Origin of the sequence: Micromonospora sp. NPDC050397, assembly GCF_044901685.1 — a bacterium.
Lineage (GTDB): Bacteria > Actinomycetota > Actinomycetes > Mycobacteriales > Micromonosporaceae > Micromonospora_G.
The window spans coordinates 40,796-67,181 of sequence record NZ_JBJDPS010000008.1; the positions used below are offsets into that span (position 1 = coordinate 40,796).

Genomic DNA, 26,386 nt, shown 5'->3' on the forward strand with positions numbered 1-26,386 from the left:
GTACCACCGCCGTGTCCGCGGTTCCCACTGCCCCGACGTACGACTTCACCGCACCACCCCCGTTTCCGGTCCAGCCGAGGGTATCGAGAAATCACCTCCTTCCCGACAAAAACCTCTAATGCCGCCGACTGTCGACCAACCCGACACCGGTCCCGTCGGGTGTGGTTCTCCGCAGTAGGTGGCTGCGGTTGTCCGGTCGATCCCGGCGGCGCACCGCATGGTGACGCTCAGACTGGCCCCGTAACGTCTTGGCGGTGAATCGAACCTGGGATTGGAACACCAGCTCGTTACTCGCCGCCAACCCCGAGCCGGATTCGGGCGGCATCGTGGGTTTTGTCACCGGCCTGATGGAGACCCTCGGCGGTCCCGGCGCCGGGCTGGCGGTCGCCCTGGAGAACCTGTTCCCACCCATCCCGAGCGAGGTCATCCTGCCGCTGGCCGGCTTCACCGCCAGTCAGGGCAACCTGAGCCTGGCCAGCGCGATCATCTGGACCACCATCGGCTCGGTGGTCGGCGCACTCGCCCTCTACTACGTGGGTGCCCTGCTCGGCCGGGACCGGGTACGCGCGATCGCGGCGAAACTGCCGCTGGTGAAGCTCGCCGACGTCGACCGGACCGAGGCGTGGTTCCTCCGGCACGGGGTGCAGGCGGTCTTCTTCGGCCGGATGATCCCGGTCTTCCGCAGCCTCATCTCGATCCCGGCCGGGGTGGAGCGGATGCGGGTCACCACGTTCCTGCTCTACACCGCGCTCGGCAGCCTGATCTGGAACACGGTCTTCGTGCTGGCCGGCTACTTCCTCGGCGAGAACTGGCACGTGGTCGAGAGCTACGTCGGGGTGCTCCAGAACGTGGTGATCCTGGTCTGTGTGATCGCCGTGGCGTACTTCGTGTTCACCCGGGTGCGCCGGGCCCGGCAGGCGAAGCTCTCCAGCCCCGAGCCGGACGGGACGGAGCAGCCCTGGGAAACCAGCCCGGCGGCGGACCCGTACGCCGGGCAGCCGGTCGGGTCGGACCCGGTCGCCGACGCCCGCGCCTCGCGCGGCACCCTGTACGGCACCCCGCGCCAGCCGGGCGACCACTGGTGAGCTGACGCCGCTCGACGGTACGGACGCGGACGCCGTACGAGCCCCCCGGCCCCGTACGGCGTCCGCCCCCCGTTGCCGCCCGGCTACGTCCGTGCCGGCTCCGGGTCGCGCTCCCGGACGACGGGCGGCAGCGCCACCGGCTCGCCGTGGGAGAGGCTGGGCAGCCAGTCGAGCCAGCGCGGCAGGTACCAGTTCCGCTCCCGCAGCAGCACCATCACCGAGGGGAGCAGCACGGCCCGGACGATGGTGGCGTCGATCAGCACCGCGACGGCCAGGCCGAAGCCGAGTTCCTTCATCGACACCAGCGAACCGGTGACAAAGAGGCCGAAGACCGCGACCATCACCACCGCCGCGCTGGTGATCACCCCGGCGGTGCTCCGGATGCCGCGCGAGACGGCGAGCTTGGTCGGCCAGCCCCGGTCGTGTCCCTCGCGGATCCGGCTCAGCACAAAGACGTGGTAGTCCATCGAGAGGCCGAACAGGATCACGAAGAGGAACAGCGGCACCCAGTTCGTGACCGACCCGCTGGACTCGAAGCCGAGCGGCCCCTCCCCCCAACCGTGCTGGAAGACCAGGACCAGCAGGCCGTACGCGGCGGCGACGGAGAGCAGGTTCAGCACGATCGCGGTGAGCGCCACCACCAGTGACCGGAACGAGACCAGCAGCAGCAGGAACGCCAGCCCGAGCACAAATCCGAAGACCAGCGGAGTGCCGCGTCCCATCGCGTCGTTGTAGTCGACCGAGCCGGCCGCACGTCCGGTCAGCAGTGCCTCCGCGCCGTCAACCCCGGCGAAGGCGCCCGGCATGACCTGCTCGCGCACCGTCCGTACGGCCTGTTCCGAGGTGGCGTCGACGCCGGAGCCGGAGAGGCCGGCGCTGACCACCGCGACCGTCCGGTCCGGGTTGACCTCGACCGTCACCGGCTCGTGCAACGCGCCCGAGGCCAACCCCCGGGTCTTCAGGTCGTCGATCGCGGCGGTGACCGCCGGGCTGGTCACGTCGTCGGCCCGGACCGTGATCAGGGCCGGGTCGCCGCCGCCGGGGAAGGCGGCCTGGACCCGTACGAAGGTGTCCAGCGCCGGGGACGAACTCCGCAGGGTGGTGATGTCCTCCTCGGCGGTCCGCATGCCGAGCGCCGGTACGGCCAGCGCGAGCAGCGTGCCGGCGGCGAGTACGGCGGAGAGCCCCGGCCGGCGCAGCACCACCCGGAGGAACCGATTCCAGCCACGCCCGTTCGAGGCGCGGCGGTACAGGCCCGGCACCCGGCCGAGGTCGATCCGGTCACCGAGCTTCGAGAGCACCGCCGGCAGCACGGTGAGCGAGCCGAGCGCGGCGATCGCGACGACCAGGATGGTGCCGGTGGCGAGGCTCTCGAAGACGGTGTCCCGGGTCATGAACATGCCCGCGGTGGCGCCGATGACGGTCAGGGCGGAGATCAGCACGGCCCGGCCGGAGGTGGCCGCCGCGATCGCCAGCGCCCGTTCCGGGTCGGCGCCGAGCGCCCGTTCCTCCCGTTCCCGACGCAGGTAGAACAGGCAGTAGTCGACCCCGACGGCGAGCCCCATCAGCAGCATCAGGTGCATCGTGGTGTCGACCGCGGGAACCAGCCGGCTGGCCACCGCGAGCAGGCCGAGCGAGGCGGCGAACGCGGTCAGGGCCAGGCCCATCGGGAGTACGGCGGCCAGCAGCGCGCCGAACGCCACGATCAGGATGCCGAGCGTCACCGGGAGGGAGAGCAGCGACATCCGGTGCATGTCGGCACTCAGGATGGTGCCGATCGACTCGTCGATGCTGGCGTCGCCGGTCTGGGCCACCAGCAGGTCCGGATGGTCTCGCGCGACGGCGGCGACGGCGTCGCGTACCGGGCCGACCCGGTCGGCGGCGGTGTCGGCCGGACCGGTCAGATCGAAGGTGACCAGGGCGGCGTGCCGGTCCGCCGAGACGGCGCCGGCGTTGACGTTCTCCACCCGTCCGGTGCCCTGGACGGCGGTGACGGTGGCGTTGACGGCGGCCCGGAACGCGGGTGTGTCCGCGTCGAGTGTGTCGCTGCGGATCAGCACCAGCTCACCGGCCCGGTCGGGGAAACCGGCGGCGGCGATCAGTTCGCTCGCCCGACCCGAGTCGCCGTGGCCGTACTCGCTGTCTTCGGCGTTCACGGTGCCGAGTACGGCGCTGAGCGTGGTCGCCACGGCAACGAAGAGCAGCCAGCCGAGGATGGCGGTGGTGCGGTGCCGAGCGCTCCACCCGGCGACCCGCGCGGCGACGTTGCCGGGCGGCTTGCCCCGCGCCGTGACGTACGGGTCGGGGCGGGGCGGCGGCGGCGGAAGAACGGTCGACGTGGTCATGACTCCGACGCTATGGGCCACGCCGCGACGGATCGATCCAGCTCACACCCGTGTTGGCGGTAGGGCTGACCGGGTCGCCCGGGTAGTGCAGGCCCGACCACGCGTCCCGTCCGATCCGCGCTCCGGCTCCGGCTCCGGCTTGGGCTCGGGCTTGGGCTTGGGCTTGGGCTTGGGCTTGGGCTTGGGCTTGGGCTCCGCCCGGAGGCGGCCGGTGGCATCGACATCCGACTGTGGGTGGTGGAAGATGGCCGGACACGCGAATTCGGGGGTGGGAGCATGCGGCGTCACCGATCCCGGGCGGTCGGATCCGTCCTCCTCCTGCTCGCGCTGGCCACCGGCGGCTGCGGCGGAGGGCTGGACGACGCCTCACGAAAGGCGTGCGACGACACCGGCAAGCTGATGGTGCAGTTCGACGAGTTCAAGGGAAATGTCGAGGAACTCCGGGCGGTCTACCTCGGCGCCCTGCGCCCCAAGCTCGAAGAGATCGCCGCACCGGCGAGTGGCGACGTCAAGTCCTCGATCCAGCGGCTGGCCGACGTGATCCGGGAAGCCGACCTGGAGTCGAGCAGCTCGATCACCATTCTGCGGCCGAAGTTCGCCGCCTTCGACCCAAGGTTCGCCGAGGCCCGACAGGACTTCGTCGCCGCCTGCGAGTGACGCTCCGGAGCGCCGACCCGGTCCCCGGTGGTCGACCCGCCTGGTCAGAACCGATTGGGTGGAGCCGATGATCTTCGCTTCCGTGCCCCATCTACCGTTGTGTCCAATATGGACCGGTCGACTGGACGGAGCGCCTACGTGGCCGAGGAAACCGACGACCTGAGCGCACCGCACCGCCCCGGAGACGACTGGCGCTGCCGTGACGACGGCCGGGAGTGGCCGTGCCAGATCTTCCGGCAGCGGATGCGGCTGCTCTACCCGGACGACCCGATCCGGCTCGCCGCGTTCATGCGTCACTTCCGCGACAAGGCCGCACCCGCACTGCCGGAGCTGACCGCGCGGCAGGTCGAGGCCCGGTTCATCGGCTGGATCAACCAGCCACCGACCCGACACCTGCGGGCGGTCTGACCCGGGCAGCGCCGGCAGAGCGACCTCGATCTCGCCGACCACCGTCCCGCCCTCCCGCCCTCCCCGGTCGACGGCATGCGCCGCGTCGACGGGACGCGCCGCGCCGGCCGGATGCGCCGCGAAGCTACGAGGGGCGGTTGTGCGCCAAATCTCTACACGGAAAAACGTGTAGCTACATCATCTTCCATGTAGAGATTTGGCGACTCACATTCCCCGGCGGGGACATCTGTCTGCCTTGTCCCATGCGCCGCACGGCCCGCACGGCCCGCTCAACCCGTCTGACCCGCCGTGTCGACGACCTTCCCGGTGAGCCGGGTGATGGTGAACTGCACCTGGCCCTTCTTCTCCGTGACCGGCCCGTTCGGTCCGGTCTCGTACGTGTGGTCCTTGACCGCCACGGACCGGTAACCGACAAACTCGTGGGTGTCCGGGTCGAGCATGAGTTGGCTGAACCGCCAACCCTCCTGGACCCGGCCGACCACGTTCACCCGGCGCCCGTCCACCTCGATCGTCTCGGGTGCGTCGGTGACGCCGGGAACCAGTGCCGCCGCCCGCCAGAGCGCCGCCGTCACCTCCGGCGGAAGCAGGTTCTCACCGAGGATCCCGGCGACCCGGTCGAACAGCAGGCTGTTCAACTCCTCCGGGGTGCGATTCCCCTTCACCACCGGAGGTTTCGGGGCTCCGGGCGGGGCCGAGGGCACGGCCTCCATCTGCTCCCGCAGCAGGGCGAGCAGTGCCTGCGGATCGGTGGGCAGCGTGGACAGCATGGGATAGCCGTTGTCCTGGTCCCACGTGTCGAGCTTGCCGGTCATCGGATTGAACTCGGCCATCTTCTTCCCGTCGGCGCGCTTCCAGACCGCCACCGTCACGTCGGGCTCCTGCCCCTTGTCCGCCGCCATCGCACTGGGGGCGAGGTTCCGGTTCTGGACGTAGACCCACTGGTCCGCGCGGGGCGGCGTGAACGGCCTGGCGGCGGCGTAGGCGGCGGCCAGTTCGAACGTCCCGGCCACCGGCACCATCACCGGCGACGCCGGACCGGCGGTGTTCCGTGGGGCTTTGGTGGCCTCGGCACCCCGGTCGACGCCGAAGCCTCCGGTGCCGATCGCCGCCGCCGCTACGGCAACGGCGGCCAACGCCGAGGCCGCGAGGACGAACCGCCGCCTCGGTCTCGGGCGGGATACCTGCTCGACCGTACGCAGGTCCTGGTGGATGCGGGTCATCACGAACTCCTGGAGTCGACGCTGACGGTCGCTCGGCAGATCCCGCTCCACCAGCCCCGGCAACAGCCGGACCAGCTCGTCGCGCTCGTTCGAGTCGGGCTGAATCGGGTTGGGCTGGGTCGGATGGGGCTTCATCGGGCATTCTCCTGAGCGAGCCGGACCGCCATCTCGCGGTCTCCTCTTACCTGTCCGTGCCGGGGTGTCGGTTCCCGATCCGCGTCGGGCGACAGAGGGTTTCCGGCGGCGACGAGCTTGGCCAGCTTCGTCCGCGCCCTGGAGAGCCGGGAGCGGACCGTGCCGACCGGTACGCCGAGCGCCTCCGCCGCCTCGGCGTAGTCGAGCCCGGACCACACGCAGAGCGCCAGCACCTCGCGTTCGGGCTTGCGCAGCGCCGCGAGTGCCGTCATGGCCAGCGCGAGCCGTCCCCGGCCGTCGATCCGGGAGCTGACCTCCTCGGCGAAGTCCGGCACCGCCTCCGCCCTCGGCAGTCGCGCCAGCGCCACGTCGTGCCGGCGGGCGGCCCGGCGGACGTTACGCGTGACGTTGGTGGCGATCCCGAGCAGCCACGGGCGCAGCGAGCCCGCCTCGACGCCGACGTCCACCCGGTCGCGCAGCCGCCAAGCCTCCAAAAAGGTCAGCGACACCACGTCCTCCGCCGTCGACCAGTCGCCGGTCAGCCGGTAGGCGTGGTTGTACACCGAGCGTGCGTACGCGTCGAACAGTTCTCTGAACGCGTCCGGGTCCCCGTCGCGCACTCGGGCACGAATGCTCATCTCCACATCAGCGTCTGTCCGGCCGGGCGCCACGAGTTCCCGTGACGAGCGTCACCCGCCGCCGAGGCTCAGGTGTAAGGAAGGGCCCCTTATTAACGCTATGCGTTAATAAGGGGCCCTTCCTTACACCGCTACTTTGCGGTGACGTCGATGTCGGTGCGGCGGGGCGGGAGCGGGTACGCCGGGTCCAGGAAGAAGCTCGGGTGCGGGGGCTGGTTGTAGACCACGTTCTCCGAGGCGACCTGGTTGCGGTACTGGGGATCGTGCATCAACGTACGGATTTTGTGCTCGGTCGGGATGGTGGTGGTGTAGATCCGCAGGGCCGAGGTGCCGACCCGCCAGACCACCTCCTCCCGCCAGTCGCCGAACAGGTCGGCCGAGACGATCGGGCTGCCCTTGCCGCCGTCGCCGACGGTCGACACTCCCGGCGCCACCAGCAGGTCGGTCTTGGTCATGGTGGCCGGACGGGTGGTGTAGGCGGTGTCCGCCTTCGAGATCCGGTTGCCGTCCAGGATCTCCCGGGTCAGGTCGCCGTCCCAGTAGACGAGGAAGTTGGCCGGCAGGCCGTCGTGCGCGTACAACTCCTCGCCGGTGACCGCGCTGTAGACCTTGCCGCCGGTCCAGTACTCCGCGCCGGGCGAGTTCGGGTCGATGTTGTCGGCCGCGCCGCGCTCGTTGTCACCGCCGCCGTACATCGCGGCGACGACCTCGCCGGTCTCCGGGTCGTACACCGCCGCACCCGGCCGGTAGCCGAGGCCGGGCCGCCCGTCGCGCCCGACCGAGTCGAGCCCGGCGGCCTGCTCCTGCACCAGGAAGACCTCGGTGCCCGGCCGGTCCGGGTCGAAATCACCCACGTGGTACGCGTCGCCGTGCGCCAGGTGGATGAACCGGTCGTCCGCGTCCGGATTCCTGATCTGCGGGGTGAGGTCGACGTTCAAGGGCGGAGCAGGGTACGGGAACCAGGTCCCGCCCACCGTCTGCACCCTCAGTTCCTCGTCCAGCACCATCGCGCCGTAGACGATCTCGTCCCGGCCGTCGTTGTCGATGTCGGAGGTCATCAGCGAGTGCATGCCCCGGTCCTCACCGAGGTGCGGATCCGGCAACAGGTCCGAGTCGAACGTCCGGCCCAGCTTCAGCTTGTCGCCGACCAACGTGTACGCCGCGACCGTGGTCCGGGCGTAGTAACCGCGCGCCATGATCGCGCTCGGGTGCACCCCGTCGAGGTACGCCACCGAGGCGAGGAACCGGTTGGACCGGTTGCCCTGCGGGTCGCCCCACGGGTAGTAGCCCCACCGGGTCTCGGGATTGGTCCAGTACGCGTCGGGGATTTCGCTCGGGTCGACCGGCACCTGCTCACCGGGTCCGGAGCCGTCGCGTACCGCGCCCTGGAAGCTGGCGCCCCGGTGGTCGACCGGCGCGGCACCCCAGTTCGGTTCGCCGTACGGGAAGGCGTAGTCGACCGTGTCGATGACCCGCCCGGTCCGGCCGTCGAACGCGGTCAGGTACTCGTCGCTGGTCCCGATCGGCCCGTACGTGTAGACCTTGCCCCACTGGCGTACGTTCTGCTCCGGCGGCGTGTTGCCACCGGGCAGGATCCAGCTCACGTTGTAGCCGTTCATGGCGTCGTAGAACTGGTCCAACTTCTGGTCGTCACCGGCCGCGAAGTAACCGGCGAACCTGTCGTACGTCGCCTGCCTCTTCCCGACCACGTCCCGCACCTGGTAGCTGCCGTCGGCGAGGACCCTGCCGGTGGTGGTGCCGTCGGCGGTCTTGATCAGCAGTTCGGCCCGGCCGTCACCGTTGAAGTCGGCGACCACCGGCTGCGTGTCGTGCGCCCCGGCCCGGATGTTGTAGCCGACGTTGACCCGCCAGAGCAGCGTGCCGTCGACCTTGTACGCGTCGACGATCGCCGGAGCGGTGAAGCCGGACTGGGACGAGTCCTTCGCGCCGCTCGGGTCCCACTTCAGGATCAGCTCGTAACCGCCGTCGCCGTCGAGGTCACCGACGGTCGCGTCGCCGGGGGTGTAGGAGGCCATGGTGGTCCGGATCGAGCCGTCGTCGTTGCGCTGCCACTGGAGCTTCGGTCCCCGGTCGAGTTCGTCGACGTACCGGGTGAAGGTCTTGTCCAGCTCGGCGAAGAGCCTGTCGCTGATGCCGTACCGGTCACCGCCCTTCCAGGTCGCCCGGGTGCCGAACGGATTCCTCGGCGCCCACGACGGATCACCCAGGTACGTCCGGAACGGCGCGATCAACACCGCGAACTCCGCCTCGGTCAGACCGGCCGGGTTCTCGCGCGCCTCCCGCACCCGCCGCAGCAGGTCCATGTCCACCGGCTCGAACTGCTTGCCGCTGACCGTGGTCGCATACGTGGTGACCAGCGGGTACGGCGCCGACGGTGGCCGTTGCAACGGGATGTCCCGGTACTGCTGGGCCAGTGGGGTGGTGGCGGCCGACTTCGGCCGGGTCACCCCGTTCACGATCGCCGCCACCCGGTACGACGACGTGACCGTACCCGCGGCGTCGGTGAAGTTACTGCTCCCGGTCACCGTGCCAACCAACCTGTTGTCCCGGTACACCCGGTACACCACGTCGTCCGGCTCGTCACCCAGAAAACGCCAACTCAGGAAAACACCCTCGGCCACCTTGACCGCCACCAGACCACGGTCGAGATGTTCGAGCTGACGCAACGCCGGACCGGGATCGGCCACGGCGGCCGACGGGGCCACCAGCCCGGTCGCGGCGAGCGGGAGGACCGCCAGCATCGCCACCGTACGGCGCAGCCGCTGACTCCTTCGATTTCTGTCGGGCATGGGAATCCTTAATCCTCGCCGCTACTTCTTGGCCACGTCGATGTCGGTGCGACGGGGCGGAAGCGGGTACGCCGGGTCGAGGTAGAAGCTGGGGTGCGGCGGCTGGTTGTAGGTGATGTTTTCGCAGGCCACCTGGTTGCGGTACTGCGGATCGTGCATCAGGGTGCGGATCTTGTGCTCGGTCGGAATGGTGGTGGTGTACAGGCGCAGTTTGTCGTCGCCGACCCGCCAGACGACCTCCTCCCGCCAGTCACCGAGCAGGTCGGCCGAGAGCGTCGGGGTCGACTTGCTGCCGTTGTTGGCGGAGGCGTCCGTCGCCACCAGCAGGTCGGTCTTGTTGACCGTGCCCGGCCGGGTGCTGTAGTCGGTGTCCGCCTTGGAGATCCGGTTGCTGTCGAGCAGCTCGCGGGTCAGGTCGCCGTCCCAGTAGACGAGGAAGTTCTGCGGCAGGTTGCCCGAGCCGTAGAGCCGTTCGCCGGTGACCGCGCTGTAGACCGAACCGTTGGACCAGTACTCGGCGCCGGGACTGTTCGGGTCGATGTTGCCCGCCACCCCTCGGCCGTTGTCCTTGCCCGCGTAGAACGCGGTCGTCAACTCGCCGGTCACCGGGTCGTAGACGCCGCCACCGGGGCGTACGCCGTCGACCGTGTTGCCGGCCCGGTCCTTCGCGTCCTGCCAGGCGTTCCACGCCTCCTGCACCATGAACACCTCCGGGCCGGGGCGGTCCGGGTTCAGGTCGCCGACGTGCATGGCGTCACCGTGAGCGAGGTAGACGAACCGCGCGTTCTCGTCCGGGTTCCTGATCTGCGGGGTCAGGTCGACGTTGGTGGCCGGCGGCGGCGACGGGAACCAGGTGTTGGCCACCGTCTTGAGCGCCAGGTTGTCGTCCAGCACCATCGCGCCGTACACGATCTCGTCCTTGGCGTCGCCGTCCACGTCGGCGACCATCAGGCTGTGCGCGCCCCGCTCCTCGCCGACCTTCGGGTCGGGGAGCCGGTCGGAGTCGAAGGTGTCGCCGAGCACCAGTTGGTCACCCCGCATCGAGTACGCCGCGACCGTCGTCTTGGCGTAGTAACCGCGCGCCATGATCGCGCTCGGGTGTACGCCGTCCAGGTAGGCCACCCCGGCCAGGAACCGGTTGGACCGGTTGCCCTGCGGGTCGCCCCACGGGAAGTAGCCCCACCGGGTGCTCGGGTTCTGCCAGTAGGGATCGATCTCGGCCTTGAAGAACGCGCCCCGGTGGTCGACCGGCGCGGCACCCCAGTTCGGCTCGCCGTACGGGAAGGCGTAGTCGACCGTGTCCAGCACCCGGCCGGTGGCGCCGTCGAACGCGGTCAGGTACTCGTTGCTGGTGCCGATCGGCCCGTAGGCGTAGACCTTGCCCCACTGCCGCACGTTCTGCTCCGGTGGCGTGTTGCCACCCGGCAGCACCCAGGAGACGCTGTACGTGTTCATCGCGTCGGTGAACCTGTCCAGCTTCGCCTCGTCACCGCTGGTGATGTACGACTGGATCTTCTCCGCGGTGGCCCGGTTGTCGCCGACCACGTCCCGCACCTGGTAGGTGCCGTCGGCGAGGACCCTGCCGGTGGTGGTGCCGTCGGCGGTCTTGATGACCAGTTCGGACCGGCCGTCACCGTTGAAGTCGGCGACGACGAGTTGGGTGTCGTGCGCCCCGGCACGGATGTTGTAGCCGACGTTGACCCGCCAGAGCAGCGTGCCGTCGAGCTTGTACGCGTCGACGATGGCCGGCGCGGTGAAGCCGTACACCGAGGAGTCCTTGCTGTCGCTCGGGTCCCACTTCAGGATCAGCTCGTAGCCGCCGTCGCCGTCCAGGTCACCGACGCTGGCGTCGTTGGCCGAGTAGGTGGCGGTGTTGGTCCGCAGCGTGCCGTCGGGGTTCTTCGCGTACGCCAGCCTCGGTCCCCGGTCGAGTTCGTCGACGTACCGGGTGAAGGTCTTGTCCAGCTCGGCGAAGAGCCTGTCGCTGATGCCGTACCGGTCACCGCCCTTCCAGGTCGCCCGGGTGCCGAACGGATTCCTCGGCGCCCACGACGGATCGCCCAGGTACGTCCGGAACGGCGCGATCAACGCCGCGAACTCCGCCTCGGTCAGACCGGCCGGGTTCTCGCGCGCCTCCCGCACCCGCCGCAGCAGGTCCATGTCCACCGGCTCGTACTGCTTGCCCGAGACCGTGGTGGGGTAGGTCTGCAACACCGGCGTGATGGCCGGTGGGGGCTGCTTGAGCTGGATGTCCCGGTACTGCTGGGCCAGTGGCGTGGCCGGTGCCGACTTGGGCCGGGTCACCCCGTTGACGATCGCCGCGATTCGGTACGACGACGTGACCGTACCCGCCGGGTCGGTGAAGTTGCTGCTTCCGGTCACCGTGCCGACCAACCTGTTGTCCCGGTACACCCGGTACACCACGTCATCCGGCTCGTCACCCAGAAAACGCCAACTCAGGAAAACACCCTCGGCCACCTTGACCGCCACCAGACCACGGTCCAGGTATTCGAGCTGACGCAACGCCGGACCGGGATCGGCCACGGCGGCCGACGGGGCCACCAGCCCGGTCGCGACCAACGGGAGCGCCGCCAGCAGCGCCACCGTACGGCGCAGCCGCTGGCCCCTCTGTTCTCTGTTCCGGACGGGCGTTCTCGGCGGTGACCCGGACCCGCCCCAGCGCGGTGCCTGGGGGTCGGTTCGAGGTCGGGACGGGGGTGACTGCGGCATGTCGGAGCCTCCTGAGGGGAGCGGGGGAATTTCCGCAAGGAGATGAACCGTTTCAATAAGCCGCGGCCAAGATATCGAGGGCGTTACGAGGGTGTCAAGGAAAACTATGGCTTCGGCGGCTCGGCGACCGTTTTCAGCAGATAGAAGCCGAGAACGATTGACGCAGCCGCCGAGCCGCCGGTAACTTCCGAAGATTGAACTGTTTCAGCCGAACCCGGGCTGGACTCAGACCTGGCCGCCGAAGAAGCCGAACCGGGAGAGCGGCCCGACCAGTTCGCGCTCCTCGTACGCGAGGTGTGAGAGCAGCGCGTCGGTGAGCACGTCGACCGCCTCCTGGATGCCGGAGAGGTCGTCCGGGTGACGGACCAGGTCGACCAGTGCCCGGTCCACCGATTCGAGCACCTCGTGGATCACCTGGTGCTCCTGGTCCAGCCGTTCGATCACGGCGGCCAGTCTGCGGTCGGAGGCGCGCAGGTACGGGAAGATGCTGCCGCTCTCCATCGTGTGGTGCTGGGTGAGCGAGACGCAGTACGACTGGCAGAACGATCCCAGGGTCCAGTTGTTCGAGCGCAGCGTCATCGCGTTCAACTCACCCCGGGCGGCGCCGACGTCGATCGCGTTGGCGCGTACCTGGTCCAGGATGTCGCGTACCCGGGCGAGCTCGGTCCGGTAGTGGTCGTGCACCTCGATCAGGTGCTTGCCGGCGGAGAGTCCCCGGCCGGAGAACCGCACCTCCCCGTCGGGCTCGGGAGCGCTCGGCCGGGTGCTCTCGTCCCAGACCTCGGTGGCGCTGTGCCGGCGGGTCGGAGCGGGCGTCGGAACCAGCCCGGTACGGGCGGTCAGCCAGTGTTCGGTGTCGGTCACGTGGTCCTCGTCCTCGTCGTGCTCATGCTCGTGCTCGTACTCGTGCTCGTCGTGCCGCCTCACCTCGGCCAGTCTCGCCACCGCCGCAGGGTAGGGGTGATCGTGGCCTCCTCCAGATCGAGGTGGGCCAGCAGGACCGTCCGCACCTCGGCCAGGGTGAGCAGCAGTCGCTTCCGGGTCTCCGGGCGGTCGTCACCACTGAGCAGGTCGGCCAGCGACGTGACCTGGTCCAACAGGTCGGAGATCCGACGGTGGTCGGCCTGGAGCCGGTTGACCGCCGGAATCAGGGCCGGGTTGGCCCGACGCAACGCGGGGAAGAGGCGGACGTCCTCGTTGCCATGGTGGCTGTGCACCAGCCGGCACCAGGTGAGACAGTTCGTCCGGAGTTGCCAGAGCGGGCTGCGGGTCTGCAACGAATGGACGGTGGACCGGACCCGCTCCGGCGCCGAGCCGCGCTGGATCTCGTCCGCGAGCTGGCGGAGCTGGTTGAGGTCCCGGCGGAGCACCCCGTGGATCCACTTCAGCTCCTTGACCAGGTGCTCGCCCGGCGCCTCCCTGGTCCCACGGCCACGCTTCATGGGCCCGACCGTACCAGATCATTCAGGGACACAAATAATTAGCGGACCCTAATCATCTTGGCTCTGTTAGCATGACGCCATGACGGTCGAGGAGACCCGGTGCCGGCGGGCGATGGACCGCATCGGCCTGCTGCTGGCCCGGCACGGGGGGATCAGCAACGCCCGGTTACGGCAGGCGCTCGAGGCAACCGGCCTGACCACCCGGCAGGGCATGACACTGATGCACCTGGCCGAGACCGGCCCGATCGGACAGCAGGCGCTGATGGAGGCGATCGGGGTCGACGCGAGCGCGTTGGTCGCCATCCTGAACGACCTCGAACGGGACAACCTGGTCGAACGGCGCCGGGACCCGGCCGACCGGCGTCGCCACATCGTGCTGCTCACCGAGGCCGGCACCGAGGTCCTGACCGGGGTCGACACCGCGATGACGGCGGTGGAGCGCGAACTCCTCGCCCACCTCACCCCGGCCGAGGTCGCCACCCTGCACGACCTGCTGACCAGGATCAACACCAGCGCGCACGACGAGGCCTGCGCCGGGAGCTGAGCCGCCCGCCCACAGCCTGGAGCACCGGCAGGGGTACGCCGGTCCCCAACGGGTACGCCTCAACCGTCGACCCCGGGTCGCGCGAAGTCGCGTGGACCGCCCGGGTCGCATCGGGGAGGAGGCGTCACATGTTCGGGTTGCCGACCGAAGAGGATCCTCGCCTGGAGGCCACCTTCCGGTCCGACCGGGCCTGGAGCGGAGTGACCACCAGTGGCGACGGGCGGATGTTCGTCAGCTTTCCGGGCGCCGACAGTCCCGGTGTTCAGGTCGCGGAACTCGGCTCCGACGGGCAGATAGTGCCCTATCCGGACGAGACCTGGAACACGGTTCGCCAGGACAACGACCCGACAAACACCTTCGTACGGGTCAACGCGTTGCGGGTCGGTCCGGACGGGCGGCTCTGGATCGTCGACGCGGGTGCGCCGGGAGTCGGTCGTGCCGCCGTACCGGGTGGGGCGCGGCTGATCGTGGTCAACCTGAGCACGGACACGGTCAGCGACATCTACGACCTGGGTCCGATCACCAAGCCGCACAGTTACCTTGACGACCTCCGCTTCAACGGTGACCACATCTATCTCACCGACGCGGGTGAGCCGGGGCTGATCGTGCTCGACCTCGCCACCGCCGAACTGCGGCGAGTGCTGGACGACCACCCGAGCGCGTCCGACCAGCGCCCGATGTACGCCGACGGCCAACTGCTGCGTACGCCCGACGGCGGCGAGGTGCGGATCCACACCGACCAGCTCGAGGTCTCCCCGGACGGCCGCCAGCTCTATTTCCAGCCGGCCTCCGGGCCGATGTCCCGGATCGCGACCCGCTGGCTGGACGACCCGCTGGCCACCCCCGGCGAGCTGTCCGACCAGGTCGAGACGTGGTTGGACACTCCCACAACCGGCGGCACCGCGATCGACGCGAACGGCGTCATCTACCTCAACGACGCCAACCAGCGGCGGTTGCTCGCGATCACCCCGGACCGCGAGGTGGAGACGCTGGTCGCCGATCCCCGCCTGGTCTGGGCCGACGCGATGTGGCTCGACGGCCAGGGTGACCTCTGGATCCCGGTGCCCCAGCTCAACCGCAGCGCGGGCTTCAACGGTGGTGAGCAGGCGATCGAGTATCCGGTGTGGATCTACAAGATGCACGTCGGGGCGATGCCGGCGGCAAACGACCACCGCTGACCGGGAACGTACCGGGAATGGATCATGCATGATTACGGTACTTGTCGGATATGTGAGACTAAGCTAAAGTTAAGGCAGTTTTGATGCCGTGTCGTGCGGCAAACTCGGTTGGCCGTCGAACGCCGCGCCGCATAATGCTTCGCAGGTCGCCAGGCATCCGGCCAAAAGCGACAAACCAAGAGTGAAAGGTGGAGCCGTGAAGCTCACCTTCGTTCGCAAGACTGCGCTGTCCCAGGTGAACAACTGCCCGTCGCTATACCGCACCGACCGCGACACGTTTGTCGTACAGGGATGGCGGGTGTCGGATCCGGAGGCCCTGGCGCAGCTCGACGTACCCGCGCACGAGACCGTGGTCGAGGTTCCGGTCGACGTGTTGGCGGAGATCGCCAAGGCGATGTAGTCATGGGCGTTCGGCTCACCGACCAGTCGGACGCGACGCGTACTGGTCGGTGAGCCGAACGACCTCGGCCGGTCACCGGACGGCGGATGCGGGCACCACCGAGGCGGCCGTGGCGCCTCCCACCCGGGCCGGAGCGCCCTCCCCACCCGGTCAAGCCGTACCGGTACCGGCGGGCCAGGCCGCCTGCCCTACAGCGAGCGATGGCGTTCGAGCGGTACCGTGACGCCTACCCAAGCGCAGCTTAGGAGCAGGTGATGTCCAGCAACCAGACCGGTAACGATCGAGGGGTGCTAGGGGCGAGACTGCGGGAGCTGCGGGCGCGCGAGGGCATCTCGGGCATCAACCTGGCGGGCCGACTGGGCTGGGTCCAGTCGAAGGTGTCCCGGATCGAGACCGGTCGGCAGTTGCCCACCGAGGACGACGTACGCGCCTGGGGCGAGGCGGTCAACCTCGACGACTCCCTGCTCGACGAGCTGTTACGGCAGCTACGGGAGGTGCGTGGCGAGCACATACCGTGGCGGCGCGGGGCCAACGACCCGGCCCAGTCCGGCACCCAACGCTCCATGATGGAGCTTGCCGCCGAGGCGACCCTGGTGCGCAACTTCGAACTCGGTGTGGTCCCCGGACTGCTCCAGACCGCCGACTACGCGCGGGTACGCCTCGCCGAGAACGTCGAGTTCCACGGCGCGCCCCGGGACGACCTGGAGGAGGCGCTGCTGCTGCGGATCCAACGCCAGCAGGTGCTCTACGACTCCAGCAAGCAGTTCCGGTTCCTGGTGACCGAGTCCGTACTGCGGATGTCGCTCTGCCCGGTCGACGTGATGCGCGGGCAACTCGACCGGCTCACCGCCCTGATCGGCATGAGCAACGTCGAGTTGGGCGTCATCCCCACCAGCGCGCGCCTGCCCCTGGCCCCGCTGCACGGTTTTGTCATGTTCGACGACGCGGTCACCGTGGAGACCTGGGGTGAGGAGCAGACCTGGCAGACCTCCGCCGACGCGGAACGGTTCGGCCGGATCTTCGACCGGCTGCACGAGGTGGCCCGGCACGGCGAGGACGCGTACGTCATCCTCCGCGCCATCCTGACGGCGCTCCCCGCTCCCGCGCACTGAGACCCGGTCAGGCGCACTGAGACCGGTCAGGCGCACTGAGACCGGTCAGGCGCCGAACTCCCGGGCGAAGGCCGTGTGGACCGGGGTGCCGGGCAGCCTGTCGTAGATCGCGAAGACCACCTCGTCGAACCGGTCGACCTCGGCGAGCGCCTCGGCGAACGCACCCGCCACGGTGGCCGGGTCGTTGCGGAACACGCCGCAGCCCCAGGCCCCGAGCACCAGACGGTGGTGCCCGTGGGCGGCGGCGATCCGCAGCACGCGCACCGCCCGACGGCGCAGCACCGCCGGCACGTCCGCCGCGTACGCCGGCTGGTTGGCCAGGATCGCACCGAGGTTCGGCGCGGCCGAGGTGAGGAACGTGGCCCGGTACGGCCGGTCGAGCAGTTCTCCCCGGTCGTCCCGGAACACCGGCACCGCCGGTGAATAGATCACCCGGTCGCTGTAGCGCAGGTCCGCCTGGGAGCGGTGGAAGTCGTAGAACTCCCCCGCCGCGCGCAGGCACGGGTAGAGCGCGGACGCGCGGGCGATCCCCTCCTCCTGCGCCTTCGCACCGCCGAGGAAACCTCCGCCGGGGTTCTTGGCCGACGCGAACACCAGGCAGGCCACGTCCGGGGCGAGTCGGCGGGCGGCGGCCAGGGTGGACTCCCGGGTCACCGTGACCAGCGGCGCACCGACCGGTGGACGGCCACCCGTCGGATCGGGCAGCGGGGCGTCCGGCGGGTAGTGCCGGGTGCCGGTCACCGCCGCCGTGACCGCCTCGGCGATGTCGACCTCCCGCCCGGAACGGTCACGGTAGCGGCCCGACTCGGCGATCTCCACGGTCTGCCGGGCGATCTCCCGCAGCCGGCCGCTCAGCTCTCCCGTCCCCGGGCCGCGCACCCGGCGCAGGTGCCGAAGATCTCCAGGGTGTGCCCCACGTCGGTGAAGCCGTGCTCGTCGGCGACCCGCTTGGTCCAGGTCTCGACCGTCGGCCCGGCGACCTCGACCGTACGCGCACAGTCCCGGCAGACCAGGTGGTGGTGGTGGGTGGGGCTGCACCGGCGGTAGAGCTGCTCACCGTTCGGCAGCCGCATCACGTCGATCTCGCCCGCGTCGACCAGCGTCTGCAGGGTCCGGTAGACCGTGGTCAACCCGACCCCGACGCCGCGTTGACGCAGGTCGGCGTGGAGTTGCTGGGCGCTGCGAAACTCGTTCAGCTCCTCGAGCAACGCGACCACCTCGCCTCGCTGGCGGGTGTTGCGGGTCACCCCCGGCATTGACTTGATCACGAGTGGACACCTTCCGACTCGGCCTACGGGCGCACCCAAGTGTACGGGGCCGACCGTGGCGCGTTTCACTGCGCGCACCGCCGAAGCCTGTCGTGGCACCGGTACGCCCTTGACAGCTAAATGAAAATGATTATCGTTTTGGAGCGAGACACGGATTGTGTCTCCGTCCACGAAGGAGCACGCATGCGTTCCAGAGTCAGCGCGTTTGTCGCCACGACGGCGGCGATCACCACCGGGGTCCTGGCCTTCTCCGTGCCGGCACACGCCGACGCCGTCACGGTGATCTCGCAGGGTCACGTCGACGCGATCGACGTGGCCTACGAGGACGGCGAGTTGGGGATCACCATCCACGACGAGACGGTCGAGCCGGACGTCGAGCGCGACCCGGCCGACGTCATCCTGGTGGCCAGGTCGCAGGCGCGGAGCACCGTGCCGGCCGACCCGGCGTACGCGTTCCTGGGTAGCCCCGGTGCGGCCGTCTGGGTGCTGCCCGAGACACAGGACCCGAACCTGCTCTGGCCGGGTCTCTCCGGCGAGGAGATCGAGCCCGGCGTGTTCGTCGACGACAGCATCCGGATCCGGTTCAAGCAGGTACGGGGTCCGGACGGGCTGAGCCTGTTCACCACCGACCCGGTCGGTACGCCGAGCGTCCTGGTCGACAGCGAGGACGGACTGCCCGACGTGGTCACCCTGCCGGCGGGTCTGCACCAGCACGCGAACTGGGCCTTCGAGAAGGCCGGCGTCTACCGGATCAGGGTCGACGCGACCGCCACGCTGGCGACGACCGGCGCCACCGTCACCTCCGCCCCGGCGTGGATCACCTTCGCCGTCCTCCCCTGAACCAGTCCCGAAACCCGAGAAGGAGCAGCATGCACCGCAGAATCCGAATGCTCGGCCTGGCGGCCGTCCTGACCCTGGCCGCGACCGTCTTCGGCTCGTCACCCGCCATGGCGGCCACCGTCGAGACCGGTCACGTCGACGTCTTCGACCTCGACTACGACGCCGCGAACGACAGCCTCACCCTCGACATCAAGACGTACGCGCCGGAGAACGACGACGTCTCGCCGGCCGGCACGGTGATCCGGGTGGCGCCCACCTCCACGGCCACCATCCCCGGCGGCACCGCCTGGCAGTGCCTCGGCGCGGCGGGCAGCACCGTGTACGTGGCCCCGCAGACCCTGGTCGCGGACCGGCTCTACGCCGGCTGGAACAGCACCGACCTGCCGGCCGCGCAGGGACCGGTCAAGCTCGAACTGACCGGCTGGTCGGGGCCGGCGGGCTCGCGATTCGCGCTCTACACCACCGCCGGGTTCCCGGCCACGCCCAGCTTCAAGTTCAACACCAACACGGCCGCCGGCTGCCCGGTCACCGTCTGGCCCAGCGGTGTCGCCGCCGGTACGCACGCGCACGGCAACTGGGCCTTCTCCACCGCCGGCACCTACACGCTGACCTTCCGGGCGACCGCCCGCAACGGCGCCGGCGCCAGCTCGGGCCTGGTCACGTACACCTTCCAGGCCGGCTGAGCGGCACCTGACCCGACCAACACCGTGGGGGCCGATTCCGCCGGGAGTCGGCCCCCACGGCCGTGAGGAACAAGGAGAGACAACGATGCTAGGCACGGCGAGACTTCACCTCGCCACGTTGGCCGCCGCGGTGGCGGTGACGGCGGCCCTGTCCCCGTGGGCGCTGCCCGCCACCGAGGTGATGGCGGCGCCCCCCGCGAGCACCGAACGGACCGTCGTCAACGACGGCCACACCGACGTGATCGACCTAAGGTACGTGGACGGCGACCTGCGGTTGAAGAGCCGGATCGGCAACGCCCCGGACTACCTGCACGCCGAACCGGACGAGGTCCTCTTCCAGCTCCTCGACAACGAATCCTCGGCCGTGGCGGTGCCGGACATACCCGAGTACGGGTTCCTGGGACCGGTCGGGGCACCGCTCTGGCTCGCCCCCCAGACCCAGGTCGACGGGGTGCTCTGGCCCGGCTGGGACACCGAGAGCCTGCCGGTCGGGCTGTTCGCCGACGACGTGGTGGACCTGCACCTGCGCGCGGTACGCGGCCCGGGACGGGTCGAGGTGTTCCAGTGGGACGAGTTCGGCATGCCCATCCGTACGCTCAGCTCGGTCGACCCCGCGTACGGCTCGCTGCGCCAGGCGGTGAACTCGCACGTACACGCCAACTGGGCGTTCTCCGCCCTGGGCCGCTACACGCTGACCTTCGAGGCGACCGCGACCCTGCCGGGCGGCGCGGCACTGCGTTCGGGACCGGTCGACTACACCTGGTACGTCGGCGGCACCGCCGCCGGGGACGTGCTGGCCGAGCCGACCACGACCACGGTCACGGCCGCTCCCCCGGTCGCCCCGTCGGGGTCGCCGGTGGCGTTGACCGGCACGGTCGCGCCGGCCGGGGCGGCCGGTTGGATCGAGTTCCTCGACGGCGACACCCCGCTCGGCTTCACCGAGGTCGGCGCGGCCGGGACCGCGACCCTGACCACCAGCGCGCTGGCCCCGGGCGAGCACCCGATCAGGGCCCGCTTCTCCCCCAGGTACGGCAACGACTACCGCTCCTCCACGTCGACGCCGCTGACGTACCGGGTGACGCCCGGTCAGGGCAGCCCACCGCCCACCTTCCCGCCCACCCCGAGCCCGACCGGGTCGGCGAGCCCGAGCGGCACCCCCACGCCCACGCGCACCGCCACCGGGACGTCCGGCCCACCGCGTACCACCGGGCCGACGAGCACCGCGTCCGCCCGTCCGACCAGCGCCGCCGCGACCACGCCGGGCTGCGTACCGACCACCCGGACCAGCGGGGTGGTGCTGCGCCAGGGACACGTGGACTACGCCGCCCGGATCGTCGACGGCCGGTTGGTCTCCCAGATCAAGGACGGTACGGGCACCGGCGGCCCGGTCTGGCGCAGTCCCGCCCAGGTGGTGCTCCAGCTCCGGTCGGCGGCGGCGATCACCATTCCGACCGGGGGCGACTTCGGCTTCCTCGGCCCCCCGGCCGCGACGGTGTGGCAGATCCCGCAGACCCAGAAGCAGGACGTGCTCTGGGCCGGTTGGAACACCGAGGAGCTGAAGCCGTCGCAGGTGACCGGGCCGGTGACCTGGAAGCTCACCGGGGTGAGCGGTCCCGGGGCGGTGGCGGTCTACCAGCTCGACGCGTTCGGCAAGCCGATGGTCGTCTTCGACAGCGCGAACGGGCTGCCCGACGGCTACGACATCCCGCTCGGCACGCACGCCCACGGCAACTGGGCGTTCACCAGGCCGGGCGGCTATCGGCTGACCTTCACCCAGTCGGCGAGGCTCGCCTCGGGCAGCGTCTCGACCGACACCCAGGTGCTGACCGTGGCCGTGGGCGACACCGATCCGGCCGGACTGTTGCCGAAGACGACCGCCAGCGGCTGCGGCGGCACGGGTGGTCAGCTACCGACCACCGGCACCGCACTGCTCCGACCGATCGTCGTCGGTGCCGGCCTGCTCGTGCTCGGCACCGCGATGATCGTCCTGACCCGGGTACGTCGGCGCCGGGCGGTCGTCGACGGACCGATGATCGGCTGACGACCAGCGGCGGTACCCCCGGTGCCGGGACAGGCGAACGAGCCCTGTCCCGGCACCGTACCGTCCGGCCGGGGCCGGGCGGCGTCAGCGCAGGCGTCGGGCGAGCAGCCCGTGCCGGGGCGCGAGCAGCCAGGCGGTCAGGAAGACCGCGGTGAGGACGAGCACTATGGTGCCGCCGACGGGCAGGTCCCACGACCACGAGACGTAGAGACCGAGCAGGGCGGACAGACCACCGATCACCGGGGCCAGCAGCATCATCACGCCCAGCCGGTCGGTCATCAGCCGCGCCGCCGAGGCCGGGGTGACCAGCAGGGCGAGGACGAGGATGTTGCCGATGGTCTGGACCGAGATGACCACCGCCAGCGTCACCATCACGTAGAGCGCGAGGTCGAGCCAGAACGTACGCAGGCCGACCGCTCGGGCCATCTCCCGGTCCAGGCTGACCGCGACGAACTCCTTGTGCAGCAGGAACGCCACCAGCAGCAGGGTCAGCCCGGTCAGGCCGACGACGTAGAGGTCCCGGTCCGGGATGCCGGTGATCGAGCCGAACAGGAACTGTTGCAGCGACCCGGCGTAACCCGGCGCCCGCGAGATGACCACGACGCCGAGCGCGAACGCGGCGACGAAGAAGACACCGATCACCGAGTCCTCCCGCAACCGCCGGTTCTGCGCGAACACCGCGATCAGCAGCGCGGTGAGCACGCCCGCGACGGTGCCGCCGAGCACCAGGTTGCCGGAGACGACAAAGGCGACCGCGAGGCCCGGGAAGACGGCGTGGGCGACCGCGTCCCCGATGAACGCCATGCCGCGCAGGACCACGTGGCAGCCGATCACACCGCAGACGACGGCCGACACCACCGCGACGAAGAGGGCCTTGGGTAGGAAGGCGAGGTCGGGGTTGACCAGGTCGGCGAGGAACTCGAACGGCGACAAGTCAGACCCCCACGGTCGTGGTCGGTGAGGCCAGACCGAGCGTGCGCAACAGGTGGCTCCGCTCGCCCACCTGGAACGTCTCCATCCAGACCCGACGGTCGCGCAGTTCGTCGGGGGTGCCGACGGCGACCAGGGTGCGGTTGAGCAGGGCCAGCCTGTCGCACCCGTACACCGCCGCCGCCAGGTCGTGGGTGGCCATCAGGACCGCGATCTCCCGGGCGAGCGCGGCGAACAACTCGCCGAGCAGTTCCTGGGTGGGCATGTCCAGCCCGGTGAACGGCTCGTCGAGCAGGAGGATCTTCGGGTCGACGGCGAGCGCGCGGGCGACGAGGACCCGCTGCCGTTGACCGCCGGAGAGTTCGCCGACCGGGCGGCGGCGCAGTTCGGTGAGGCGTACCCGGTCCAGTGCCTCGCCCACCACGTGCCAGTCCGCCACCCGGGGGCGCCGGAGCAACCCCAGCCGGCCGGTCCGGCCGGTCATCACCGCGTCCTCCACGGAGATCGGGAAGTCCCAGGTGAACTCGTGCCGCTGCGGCACGTAACCGACCGCCGCCCGGCCCGCGCGCGCCGGAGCACCGGCCACGGTGACCCGACCGGCCCTCGCCCGGACCAGGCCGAGGACGGAGCGGAGCAGGGTGGTCTTGCCGGCGCCGTTCGGCCCGACCAGGCCCACCAGCTCGCCGGCCTCGACGGTCAGGTCCACCCCGTCCAGGGCGAGCCGACCACCGAGTTCCACGCCGAGACCCTCGATCGCGAGCACCGTACTCATCGGTCACCGTCCGGACCCACGGCGCCGGCCGGGCCGACCGCCGACCCGGTACGGCCGGCGGTACGTTCCGCCTCGGCCCGCCGCTTGGCCCGGCTGCCGCGTACCAGCACTCCGCTCACCGCCGCCACCAGGAGCACTCCGGCGACGCCGGTCACGACGCCGGCCAGGACGGCGGGGCGGGGGCGGGTGCCGCCGGAGGACGAGGTGGCCGCCGAGGTCGGCGCCGGGGTCGGGGTGCCGCCGGTCGCCGGGGCGGCCACGTCGGCGTAACCGGCGGCGAACGCCTCGTCGGTGCTGGTGCCGTCGCCGACCGCGAAGCGCAGCACGCCGGTCCCGGTGGCCGACCCGCCACCGGCCAGATCAGCCGTGATCTCGATCGCCACCAGGTAGACGCCGGGCTCGGCGAAGACCCAGTTCGCGTGGGTGTGCGTGTTCGTCTCCACCCAGAGGTCCTGCGGGAACGCCCGGGTGGAGTCCCAGAGCACCTGCGGGGCGCCGAGGTTTCCGGACTGGAGGTAGACGACCAGGCTCCCCGGACCCCGTACGCCGGTCAGCCGCATCGTCACGCCACGCTGGATCACGTCCATCACCGCCGGGTCCTGGGTGTTCCACCCGACCCACACCACGTCCTGGTTCTGGGTCTGCGGCACGACGTACACCGGGGTGCCGGGACGTCGGCCGAGGAACGCGTACGCCGGGTCGTCCGGGACGCGCAGGACGGCCGGGTCGCGTACCTGGATCACCGCGTCCGACGGCTGCCGCCAGACGGACGGTTCGACGGTGTCGTCGTGGACCTGGACCGTCCACCTGCCGTCCCGGTAGTGCGGGCCGATGTCGACGTGTCCGCCGTGCAGGACCACCCGGCCGGCGGCCTCGTGCTGCTCCGGGTCGAGCGTCTGACCCCGTCGGTCGTCCGCCGCCGCCGGTGGCGGCACCAGCAGGATCGCCGCGAGGATCGCGGCGGTGGCGGCGGCCAGCCGCCGGGATCGGTAGCCCCGGGCACGGGTGCCGTCCCGGGTCGTCCGAGTCAGTGTCGCGGTCATCGGCGCAGGCACCTCGCGAGGGAGTCGGCGTTGAAGCGCATCATCTTCAGGTAGGTGTCGACGGTCGCGTCGAACGCGTCGCCGTAGATCGGGCAGACCTGGACGCCCTGTTCCCTGGCCACCTCGACCAGCGTCGCGGAGCGTGCCCGGAGGTTCGGTTCGAGAAAGACCGCGCCCACCCGCAGGTTCCTGATCGTCCCGGTCAACCTGACCCGGTCGGCCAGGCTCGGCTCGGTCGCCGGGTTCGGGGTGACAAAACCGGCGACCGGGATGCCGTACGCCCGGGACAGGTAGGCGAACGCGTCGTGCGTGGTCACCAGGTACCGCTCGGCCGGCGGGATGGCGGCGATCGTCGCGGCCACGTACGCGTCCAGGTCGCTCAACCGGGCCAGGTACGCGTCGGCGTTCCGCCGGTACGTCACCGCCCCGGGCGGGTCCGCGCCGATCAGCGTGTCCCGGATCAGCTCCACGTAGGACTGGACGTTGCGTACGTCCTGCCAGAGGTGTGGGTCGATCTCGCCGTGCACGTGCCGACCGAGGACGGCCTGCGGCAACTGGAACACCCGTGCGCCGGCCCGGCCGAGGAACCGGAAGCCCCGGCCGGCGGGCACCTCCAGCAGGGCCTTGTTCGGCACCTCGACCACGGTGCTGGCGGGGTCGTACACCCGCTGGCTGGCCTCGCCGCCGCCGTGCGGGTCCGCGTACAGGTAGAGGCGTCCGGAGTCGACGTCGACCGTGATGTCGGCGTGTCCCCGGCCGAGCACCGCCGGGTCGGCGAACCCGGGCACCGTGTGCGGGTCGACGCCGACGGCGAAGGTGAACCGCTGCTGCCCGAGCGGGATCGGCGCGGACCGCTGGGAGACCCGCAGCTCCGCCCTGACGGTGAGCCGGTAGACACCCGGTTCGGTGAACGCCCAGCTCATGTGGGTGTGCGCGTCCGGTGGCAGGGTAGCCGTGTCGTCCCGGTAGCCGTTGGCGGGGTCGAACCCGTCGGCCGAGTCGAAGGTCACGTCGGGCGTGCCGAACGACTCGGTGAGGTACCCGACCAGCCGCCCCGGACCGGTCACCTCGGTCGCCGTCAGCAGTACGTCCGACGACCGGGTGGCCTGGAACCGCTGGCCGGTCCCGCGCACCCGCAGGCCGAGCCAGATGGTGTCGAGCGACGCGTCCTCGACCATCGGGATGACCTCGGCGGCGTACTTGGTGGCGCCCTCGGCGAGCGAGATGTTCGGCGTACCCTCCCGCAGGTTCGCGTCCAACGTCCTGATCACGGACTGCGCCTCCAGCAGGAGGTAGTTGCTGAAGGCGACGTCGGCGTAGACGATGTTGCGCACGTCCCGCAGGGTCGGCTCGTACCCGTGCGAGTCAGCGTTGTCCGGCACGACCGAATCGACCAGGACCCGGTCGCCGCCGACGTTGCGCACCAGGTCGGCCAGGATGCCGGTGGTGGTGACGACCTGGAGGCGGTCACCGCTGCCGGTGAAGGTGACCGGCGCGGCACAGGCCGGGAGCAGTCCCACGGTGGCGGCCACGCCGGCCACGAACGCGTACCGCCGGGGCGGGCGCGGTCGCGCCATCAGCGCTCCTCGCGGAAGTCGACGTGCCGGCGTACGAGCGGGTCGTACTTGCGCAGCACCAGCCGGTCCGGGTCGTTGCGGCGGTTCTTCCGGGTGACGTACGTGTAGCCGGTCCCGGCGGTGCTCTTCAGCTTGACCACCGGTCGGACGTCGGTCTGGCGGGCCATCAGAGCCGCACCCCACGGGCCCGCAGTTCCGCGACGACCCTGTCGATTCCCTTGCGGTCGACCGTGCGCAACGCCTTGGCGGTGAGGTTCAGCCGGATCCAGCGCCGTTCGCTGGCGAGCCAGTAGCGGTGGCTCTGGAGGTTGGGGTTCCACCGGCGGCGGGTGCGCCGGTGCGAGTGGGAGACGGCGTTGCCGAAGCTCGGTTCGGCACCGGTGACGTCGCATCGTCTGGACACGGTGTTCCTCCTTCGATCCAGGGTGGAGCTCCCACCGTAACGGAAACCGTTTTCATTTTCACCCCCGGGCCGACGGTCGGTAGGCAGGACGAGTCTGCCTATAATGACAACCGTTTTCATTTAGA

At 70.4% G+C, this 26,386-nt stretch carries 25 protein-coding genes; 10 read left to right on the plus strand and 15 right to left on the minus strand.

The genetic code is table 11. The features are described 5' to 3' along the window. Positions 1–254: 254 nt before the first annotated feature. Positions 255–1,085: a DedA family protein gene (locus ACI2K4_RS24575; RefSeq protein ID WP_404514498.1), complete on the plus strand. Its 831-nt coding sequence runs from the start codon at positions 255–257 to the stop codon at positions 1,083–1,085. 83 nt (positions 1,086–1,168) lie between these two features. On the opposite strand, the gene ACI2K4_RS24580 is transcribed toward ACI2K4_RS24575, so the two are convergent. Then, positions 1,169–3,430, minus strand: coding sequence for an MMPL family transporter (locus tag ACI2K4_RS24580; RefSeq protein WP_404514499.1), 2,262 nt, complete (start codon positions 3,428–3,430; stop codon positions 1,169–1,171). A 276-nt stretch (positions 3,431–3,706) separates the two neighbouring features. On the opposite strand from ACI2K4_RS24580, the gene ACI2K4_RS24585 reads away from it, so the two are divergent. Both ACI2K4_RS24585 and ACI2K4_RS24590 read left to right on the plus strand, forming a co-directional pair. Beyond that, positions 3,707–4,087, plus strand: a complete 381-nt coding sequence (locus ACI2K4_RS24585) for a hypothetical protein (protein WP_404514500.1) — start codon at positions 3,707–3,709, stop codon at positions 4,085–4,087. Between the two features lie 138 nt (positions 4,088–4,225). Then, positions 4,226–4,495, plus strand: a complete 270-nt coding sequence (locus tag ACI2K4_RS24590) for a hypothetical protein (protein WP_404514501.1) — start codon at positions 4,226–4,228, stop codon at positions 4,493–4,495. Between the two features lie 269 nt (positions 4,496–4,764). Here the strand turns inward: ACI2K4_RS24590 and ACI2K4_RS24595 are convergent, their stop codons facing one another. The 6 genes from ACI2K4_RS24595 to ACI2K4_RS24620 form a co-directional block, all read right to left on the minus strand. Then, positions 4,765–5,850, minus strand: a complete 1,086-nt coding sequence (locus tag ACI2K4_RS24595) for a CU044_5270 family protein (protein ID WP_404514502.1) — start codon at positions 5,848–5,850, stop codon at positions 4,765–4,767. Next, positions 5,847–6,488, minus strand: coding sequence for an RNA polymerase sigma factor (locus ACI2K4_RS24600; RefSeq protein WP_404514503.1), 642 nt, complete (start codon positions 6,486–6,488; stop codon positions 5,847–5,849). The genes ACI2K4_RS24595 and ACI2K4_RS24600 overlap by 4 nt, the downstream gene beginning before the upstream one ends. A 131-nt stretch (positions 6,489–6,619) precedes the next feature. Then, entirely contained in the window at positions 6,620–9,298 is a 2,679-nt protein-coding gene (locus ACI2K4_RS24605; protein WP_404514504.1) for a hypothetical protein, read from the minus strand. 21 nt (positions 9,299–9,319) lie between these two features. Continuing rightward, a complete protein-coding gene (locus tag ACI2K4_RS24610) occupies positions 9,320–11,902 on the minus strand; it encodes a hypothetical protein (RefSeq protein ID WP_404514505.1) in 2,583 nt (860 codons plus the stop codon). Between the two features lie 351 nt (positions 11,903–12,253). Next, the gene (locus ACI2K4_RS24615) at positions 12,254–12,973 is read right to left on the minus strand and encodes a hemerythrin domain-containing protein (RefSeq protein WP_404514506.1); all 720 of its coding nucleotides are present in this window, start codon (positions 12,971–12,973) and stop codon (positions 12,254–12,256) included. Next, positions 12,952–13,470: a hemerythrin domain-containing protein gene (locus tag ACI2K4_RS24620; RefSeq protein WP_404514507.1), complete on the minus strand. Its 519-nt coding sequence runs from the start codon at positions 13,468–13,470 to the stop codon at positions 12,952–12,954. Before ACI2K4_RS24620 ends, ACI2K4_RS24615 begins: the two co-directional genes overlap by 22 nt. Before the next feature lie 79 nt (positions 13,471–13,549). Here ACI2K4_RS24620 and ACI2K4_RS24625 point away from each other — a divergent pair, with 79 nt between their 5' ends. From ACI2K4_RS24625 to ACI2K4_RS24640, 4 genes are all read left to right on the plus strand, one after another. Continuing rightward, on the plus strand, positions 13,550–14,014 hold the full coding sequence (locus tag ACI2K4_RS24625) for a MarR family winged helix-turn-helix transcriptional regulator (RefSeq protein ID WP_404514508.1): 465 nt from the start codon (positions 13,550–13,552) through the stop codon (positions 14,012–14,014). Positions 14,015–14,142: 128 nt separating this feature from the next. Beyond that, the gene (locus tag ACI2K4_RS24630; RefSeq protein WP_404514509.1) at positions 14,143–15,192 is read left to right on the plus strand and encodes an SMP-30/gluconolactonase/LRE family protein; all 1,050 of its coding nucleotides are present in this window, start codon (positions 14,143–14,145) and stop codon (positions 15,190–15,192) included. A gap of 196 nt (positions 15,193–15,388) precedes the next feature. Beyond that, positions 15,389–15,592: a hypothetical protein gene (locus ACI2K4_RS24635; RefSeq protein ID WP_363600691.1), complete on the plus strand. Its 204-nt coding sequence runs from the start codon at positions 15,389–15,391 to the stop codon at positions 15,590–15,592. Positions 15,593–15,846: 254 nt separating this feature from the next. Continuing rightward, positions 15,847–16,704, plus strand: a complete 858-nt coding sequence (locus tag ACI2K4_RS24640; protein WP_404514511.1) for a helix-turn-helix domain-containing protein — start codon at positions 15,847–15,849, stop codon at positions 16,702–16,704. Between the two features lie 45 nt (positions 16,705–16,749). On the opposite strand, the gene ACI2K4_RS24645 is transcribed toward ACI2K4_RS24640, so the two are convergent. Continuing rightward, a complete protein-coding gene (locus ACI2K4_RS24645) occupies positions 16,750–17,559 on the minus strand; it encodes a TIGR02452 family protein (RefSeq protein WP_404514773.1) in 810 nt (269 codons plus the stop codon). After that, positions 17,556–17,960: a Fur family transcriptional regulator gene (locus tag ACI2K4_RS24650; protein ID WP_404514774.1), complete on the minus strand. Its 405-nt coding sequence runs from the start codon at positions 17,958–17,960 to the stop codon at positions 17,556–17,558. The genes ACI2K4_RS24645 and ACI2K4_RS24650 overlap by 4 nt, the downstream gene beginning before the upstream one ends. A 195-nt stretch (positions 17,961–18,155) precedes the next feature. On the opposite strand from ACI2K4_RS24650, the gene ACI2K4_RS24655 reads away from it, so the two are divergent. The 3 genes from ACI2K4_RS24655 (at position 18,156) to ACI2K4_RS24665 (ending at position 21,536) form a co-directional block, all read left to right on the plus strand. Then, complete coding sequence (locus tag ACI2K4_RS24655) at positions 18,156–18,812, plus strand: choice-of-anchor M domain-containing protein (protein WP_404514512.1); 657 nt, start codon at positions 18,156–18,158, stop codon at positions 18,810–18,812. 29 nt (positions 18,813–18,841) lie between these two features. Continuing rightward, positions 18,842–19,495, plus strand: a complete 654-nt coding sequence (locus ACI2K4_RS24660; protein ID WP_404514513.1) for a choice-of-anchor M domain-containing protein — start codon at positions 18,842–18,844, stop codon at positions 19,493–19,495. 85 nt (positions 19,496–19,580) lie between these two features. After that, a complete protein-coding gene (locus ACI2K4_RS24665; protein WP_404514515.1) occupies positions 19,581–21,536 on the plus strand; it encodes a TIGR03773 family transporter-associated surface protein in 1,956 nt (651 codons plus the stop codon). 84 nt (positions 21,537–21,620) lie between these two features. On the opposite strand, the gene ACI2K4_RS24670 is transcribed toward ACI2K4_RS24665, so the two are convergent. Genes ACI2K4_RS24670 through rpmB form a run of 6 tightly spaced genes read right to left on the minus strand, consistent with a single transcriptional unit; the run spans position 21,621 to position 26,261 of the window. Then, positions 21,621–22,469: an anchored repeat-type ABC transporter permease subunit gene (locus ACI2K4_RS24670; RefSeq protein WP_404514516.1), complete on the minus strand. Its 849-nt coding sequence runs from the start codon at positions 22,467–22,469 to the stop codon at positions 21,621–21,623. 1 nt (position 22,470) lies between these two features. After that, a complete protein-coding gene (locus tag ACI2K4_RS24675) occupies positions 22,471–23,238 on the minus strand; it encodes an anchored repeat-type ABC transporter ATP-binding subunit (protein WP_404514517.1) in 768 nt (255 codons plus the stop codon). Beyond that, positions 23,235–24,281 carry a choice-of-anchor M domain-containing protein gene (locus tag ACI2K4_RS24680; protein ID WP_404514519.1) on the minus strand — a complete coding sequence of 349 codons (1,047 nt, stop codon included), beginning with the start codon at positions 24,279–24,281 and terminating at the stop codon, positions 23,235–23,237. Before ACI2K4_RS24680 ends, ACI2K4_RS24675 begins: the two co-directional genes overlap by 4 nt. Further along, positions 24,278–25,858: an anchored repeat ABC transporter, substrate-binding protein gene (locus tag ACI2K4_RS24685; protein ID WP_404514521.1), complete on the minus strand. Its 1,581-nt coding sequence runs from the start codon at positions 25,856–25,858 to the stop codon at positions 24,278–24,280. The genes ACI2K4_RS24680 and ACI2K4_RS24685 overlap by 4 nt, the downstream gene beginning before the upstream one ends. Then, entirely contained in the window at positions 25,858–26,025 is a 168-nt protein-coding gene (gene rpmG, locus ACI2K4_RS24690; protein ID WP_121156558.1) for a 50S ribosomal protein L33, read from the minus strand. The genes ACI2K4_RS24685 and rpmG overlap by 1 nt, the downstream gene beginning before the upstream one ends. After that, positions 26,025–26,261, minus strand: coding sequence for a 50S ribosomal protein L28 (rpmB, locus tag ACI2K4_RS24695; RefSeq protein ID WP_404514524.1), 237 nt, complete (start codon positions 26,259–26,261; stop codon positions 26,025–26,027). The genes rpmG and rpmB overlap by 1 nt, the downstream gene beginning before the upstream one ends. Positions 26,262–26,386: the final 125 nt, after the last annotated feature.

What these genes read in the sequence shown, in the direction of transcription:
- ACI2K4_RS24650 (WP_404514774.1), bottom strand. Translation starts at nt 17,960, where the DNA reads ATGCCGGGGGTGACCCGCAACACCCGCCAGCGAGGCGAGGTGGTCGCG.
- ACI2K4_RS24640 (WP_404514511.1), top strand. Translation starts at nt 15,847, where the DNA reads ATGTCCAGCAACCAGACCGGTAACGATCGAGGGGTGCTAGGGGCGAGA.
- ACI2K4_RS24685 (WP_404514521.1), bottom strand. Translation starts at nt 25,858, where the DNA reads ATGGCGCGACCGCGCCCGCCCCGGCGGTACGCGTTCGTGGCCGGCGTG.
- ACI2K4_RS24585 (WP_404514500.1), top strand. Translation starts at nt 3,707, where the DNA reads ATGCGGCGTCACCGATCCCGGGCGGTCGGATCCGTCCTCCTCCTGCTC.
- ACI2K4_RS24665 (WP_404514515.1), top strand. Translation starts at nt 19,581, where the DNA reads ATGCTAGGCACGGCGAGACTTCACCTCGCCACGTTGGCCGCCGCGGTG.
- ACI2K4_RS24605 (WP_404514504.1), bottom strand. Translation starts at nt 9,298, where the DNA reads ATGCCCGACAGAAATCGAAGGAGTCAGCGGCTGCGCCGTACGGTGGCG.
- ACI2K4_RS24620 (WP_404514507.1), bottom strand. Translation starts at nt 13,470, where the DNA reads ATGAAGCGTGGCCGTGGGACCAGGGAGGCGCCGGGCGAGCACCTGGTC.
- ACI2K4_RS24660 (WP_404514513.1), top strand. Translation starts at nt 18,842, where the DNA reads ATGCACCGCAGAATCCGAATGCTCGGCCTGGCGGCCGTCCTGACCCTG.
- ACI2K4_RS24600 (WP_404514503.1), bottom strand. Translation starts at nt 6,488, where the DNA reads ATGAGCATTCGTGCCCGAGTGCGCGACGGGGACCCGGACGCGTTCAGA.
- ACI2K4_RS24655 (WP_404514512.1), top strand. Translation starts at nt 18,156, where the DNA reads ATGCGTTCCAGAGTCAGCGCGTTTGTCGCCACGACGGCGGCGATCACC.
- ACI2K4_RS24630 (WP_404514509.1), top strand. Translation starts at nt 14,143, where the DNA reads ATGTTCGGGTTGCCGACCGAAGAGGATCCTCGCCTGGAGGCCACCTTC.
- ACI2K4_RS24680 (WP_404514519.1), bottom strand. Translation starts at nt 24,281, where the DNA reads ATGACCGCGACACTGACTCGGACGACCCGGGACGGCACCCGTGCCCGG.
- ACI2K4_RS24580 (WP_404514499.1), bottom strand. Translation starts at nt 3,430, where the DNA reads ATGACCACGTCGACCGTTCTTCCGCCGCCGCCGCCCCGCCCCGACCCG.
- ACI2K4_RS24625 (WP_404514508.1), top strand. Translation starts at nt 13,550, where the DNA reads ATGACGGTCGAGGAGACCCGGTGCCGGCGGGCGATGGACCGCATCGGC.
- rpmG (WP_121156558.1), bottom strand. Translation starts at nt 26,025, where the DNA reads ATGGCCCGCCAGACCGACGTCCGACCGGTGGTCAAGCTGAAGAGCACC.
- ACI2K4_RS24595 (WP_404514502.1), bottom strand. Translation starts at nt 5,850, where the DNA reads ATGAAGCCCCATCCGACCCAGCCCAACCCGATTCAGCCCGACTCGAAC.
- ACI2K4_RS24675 (WP_404514517.1), bottom strand. Translation starts at nt 23,238, where the DNA reads ATGAGTACGGTGCTCGCGATCGAGGGTCTCGGCGTGGAACTCGGTGGT.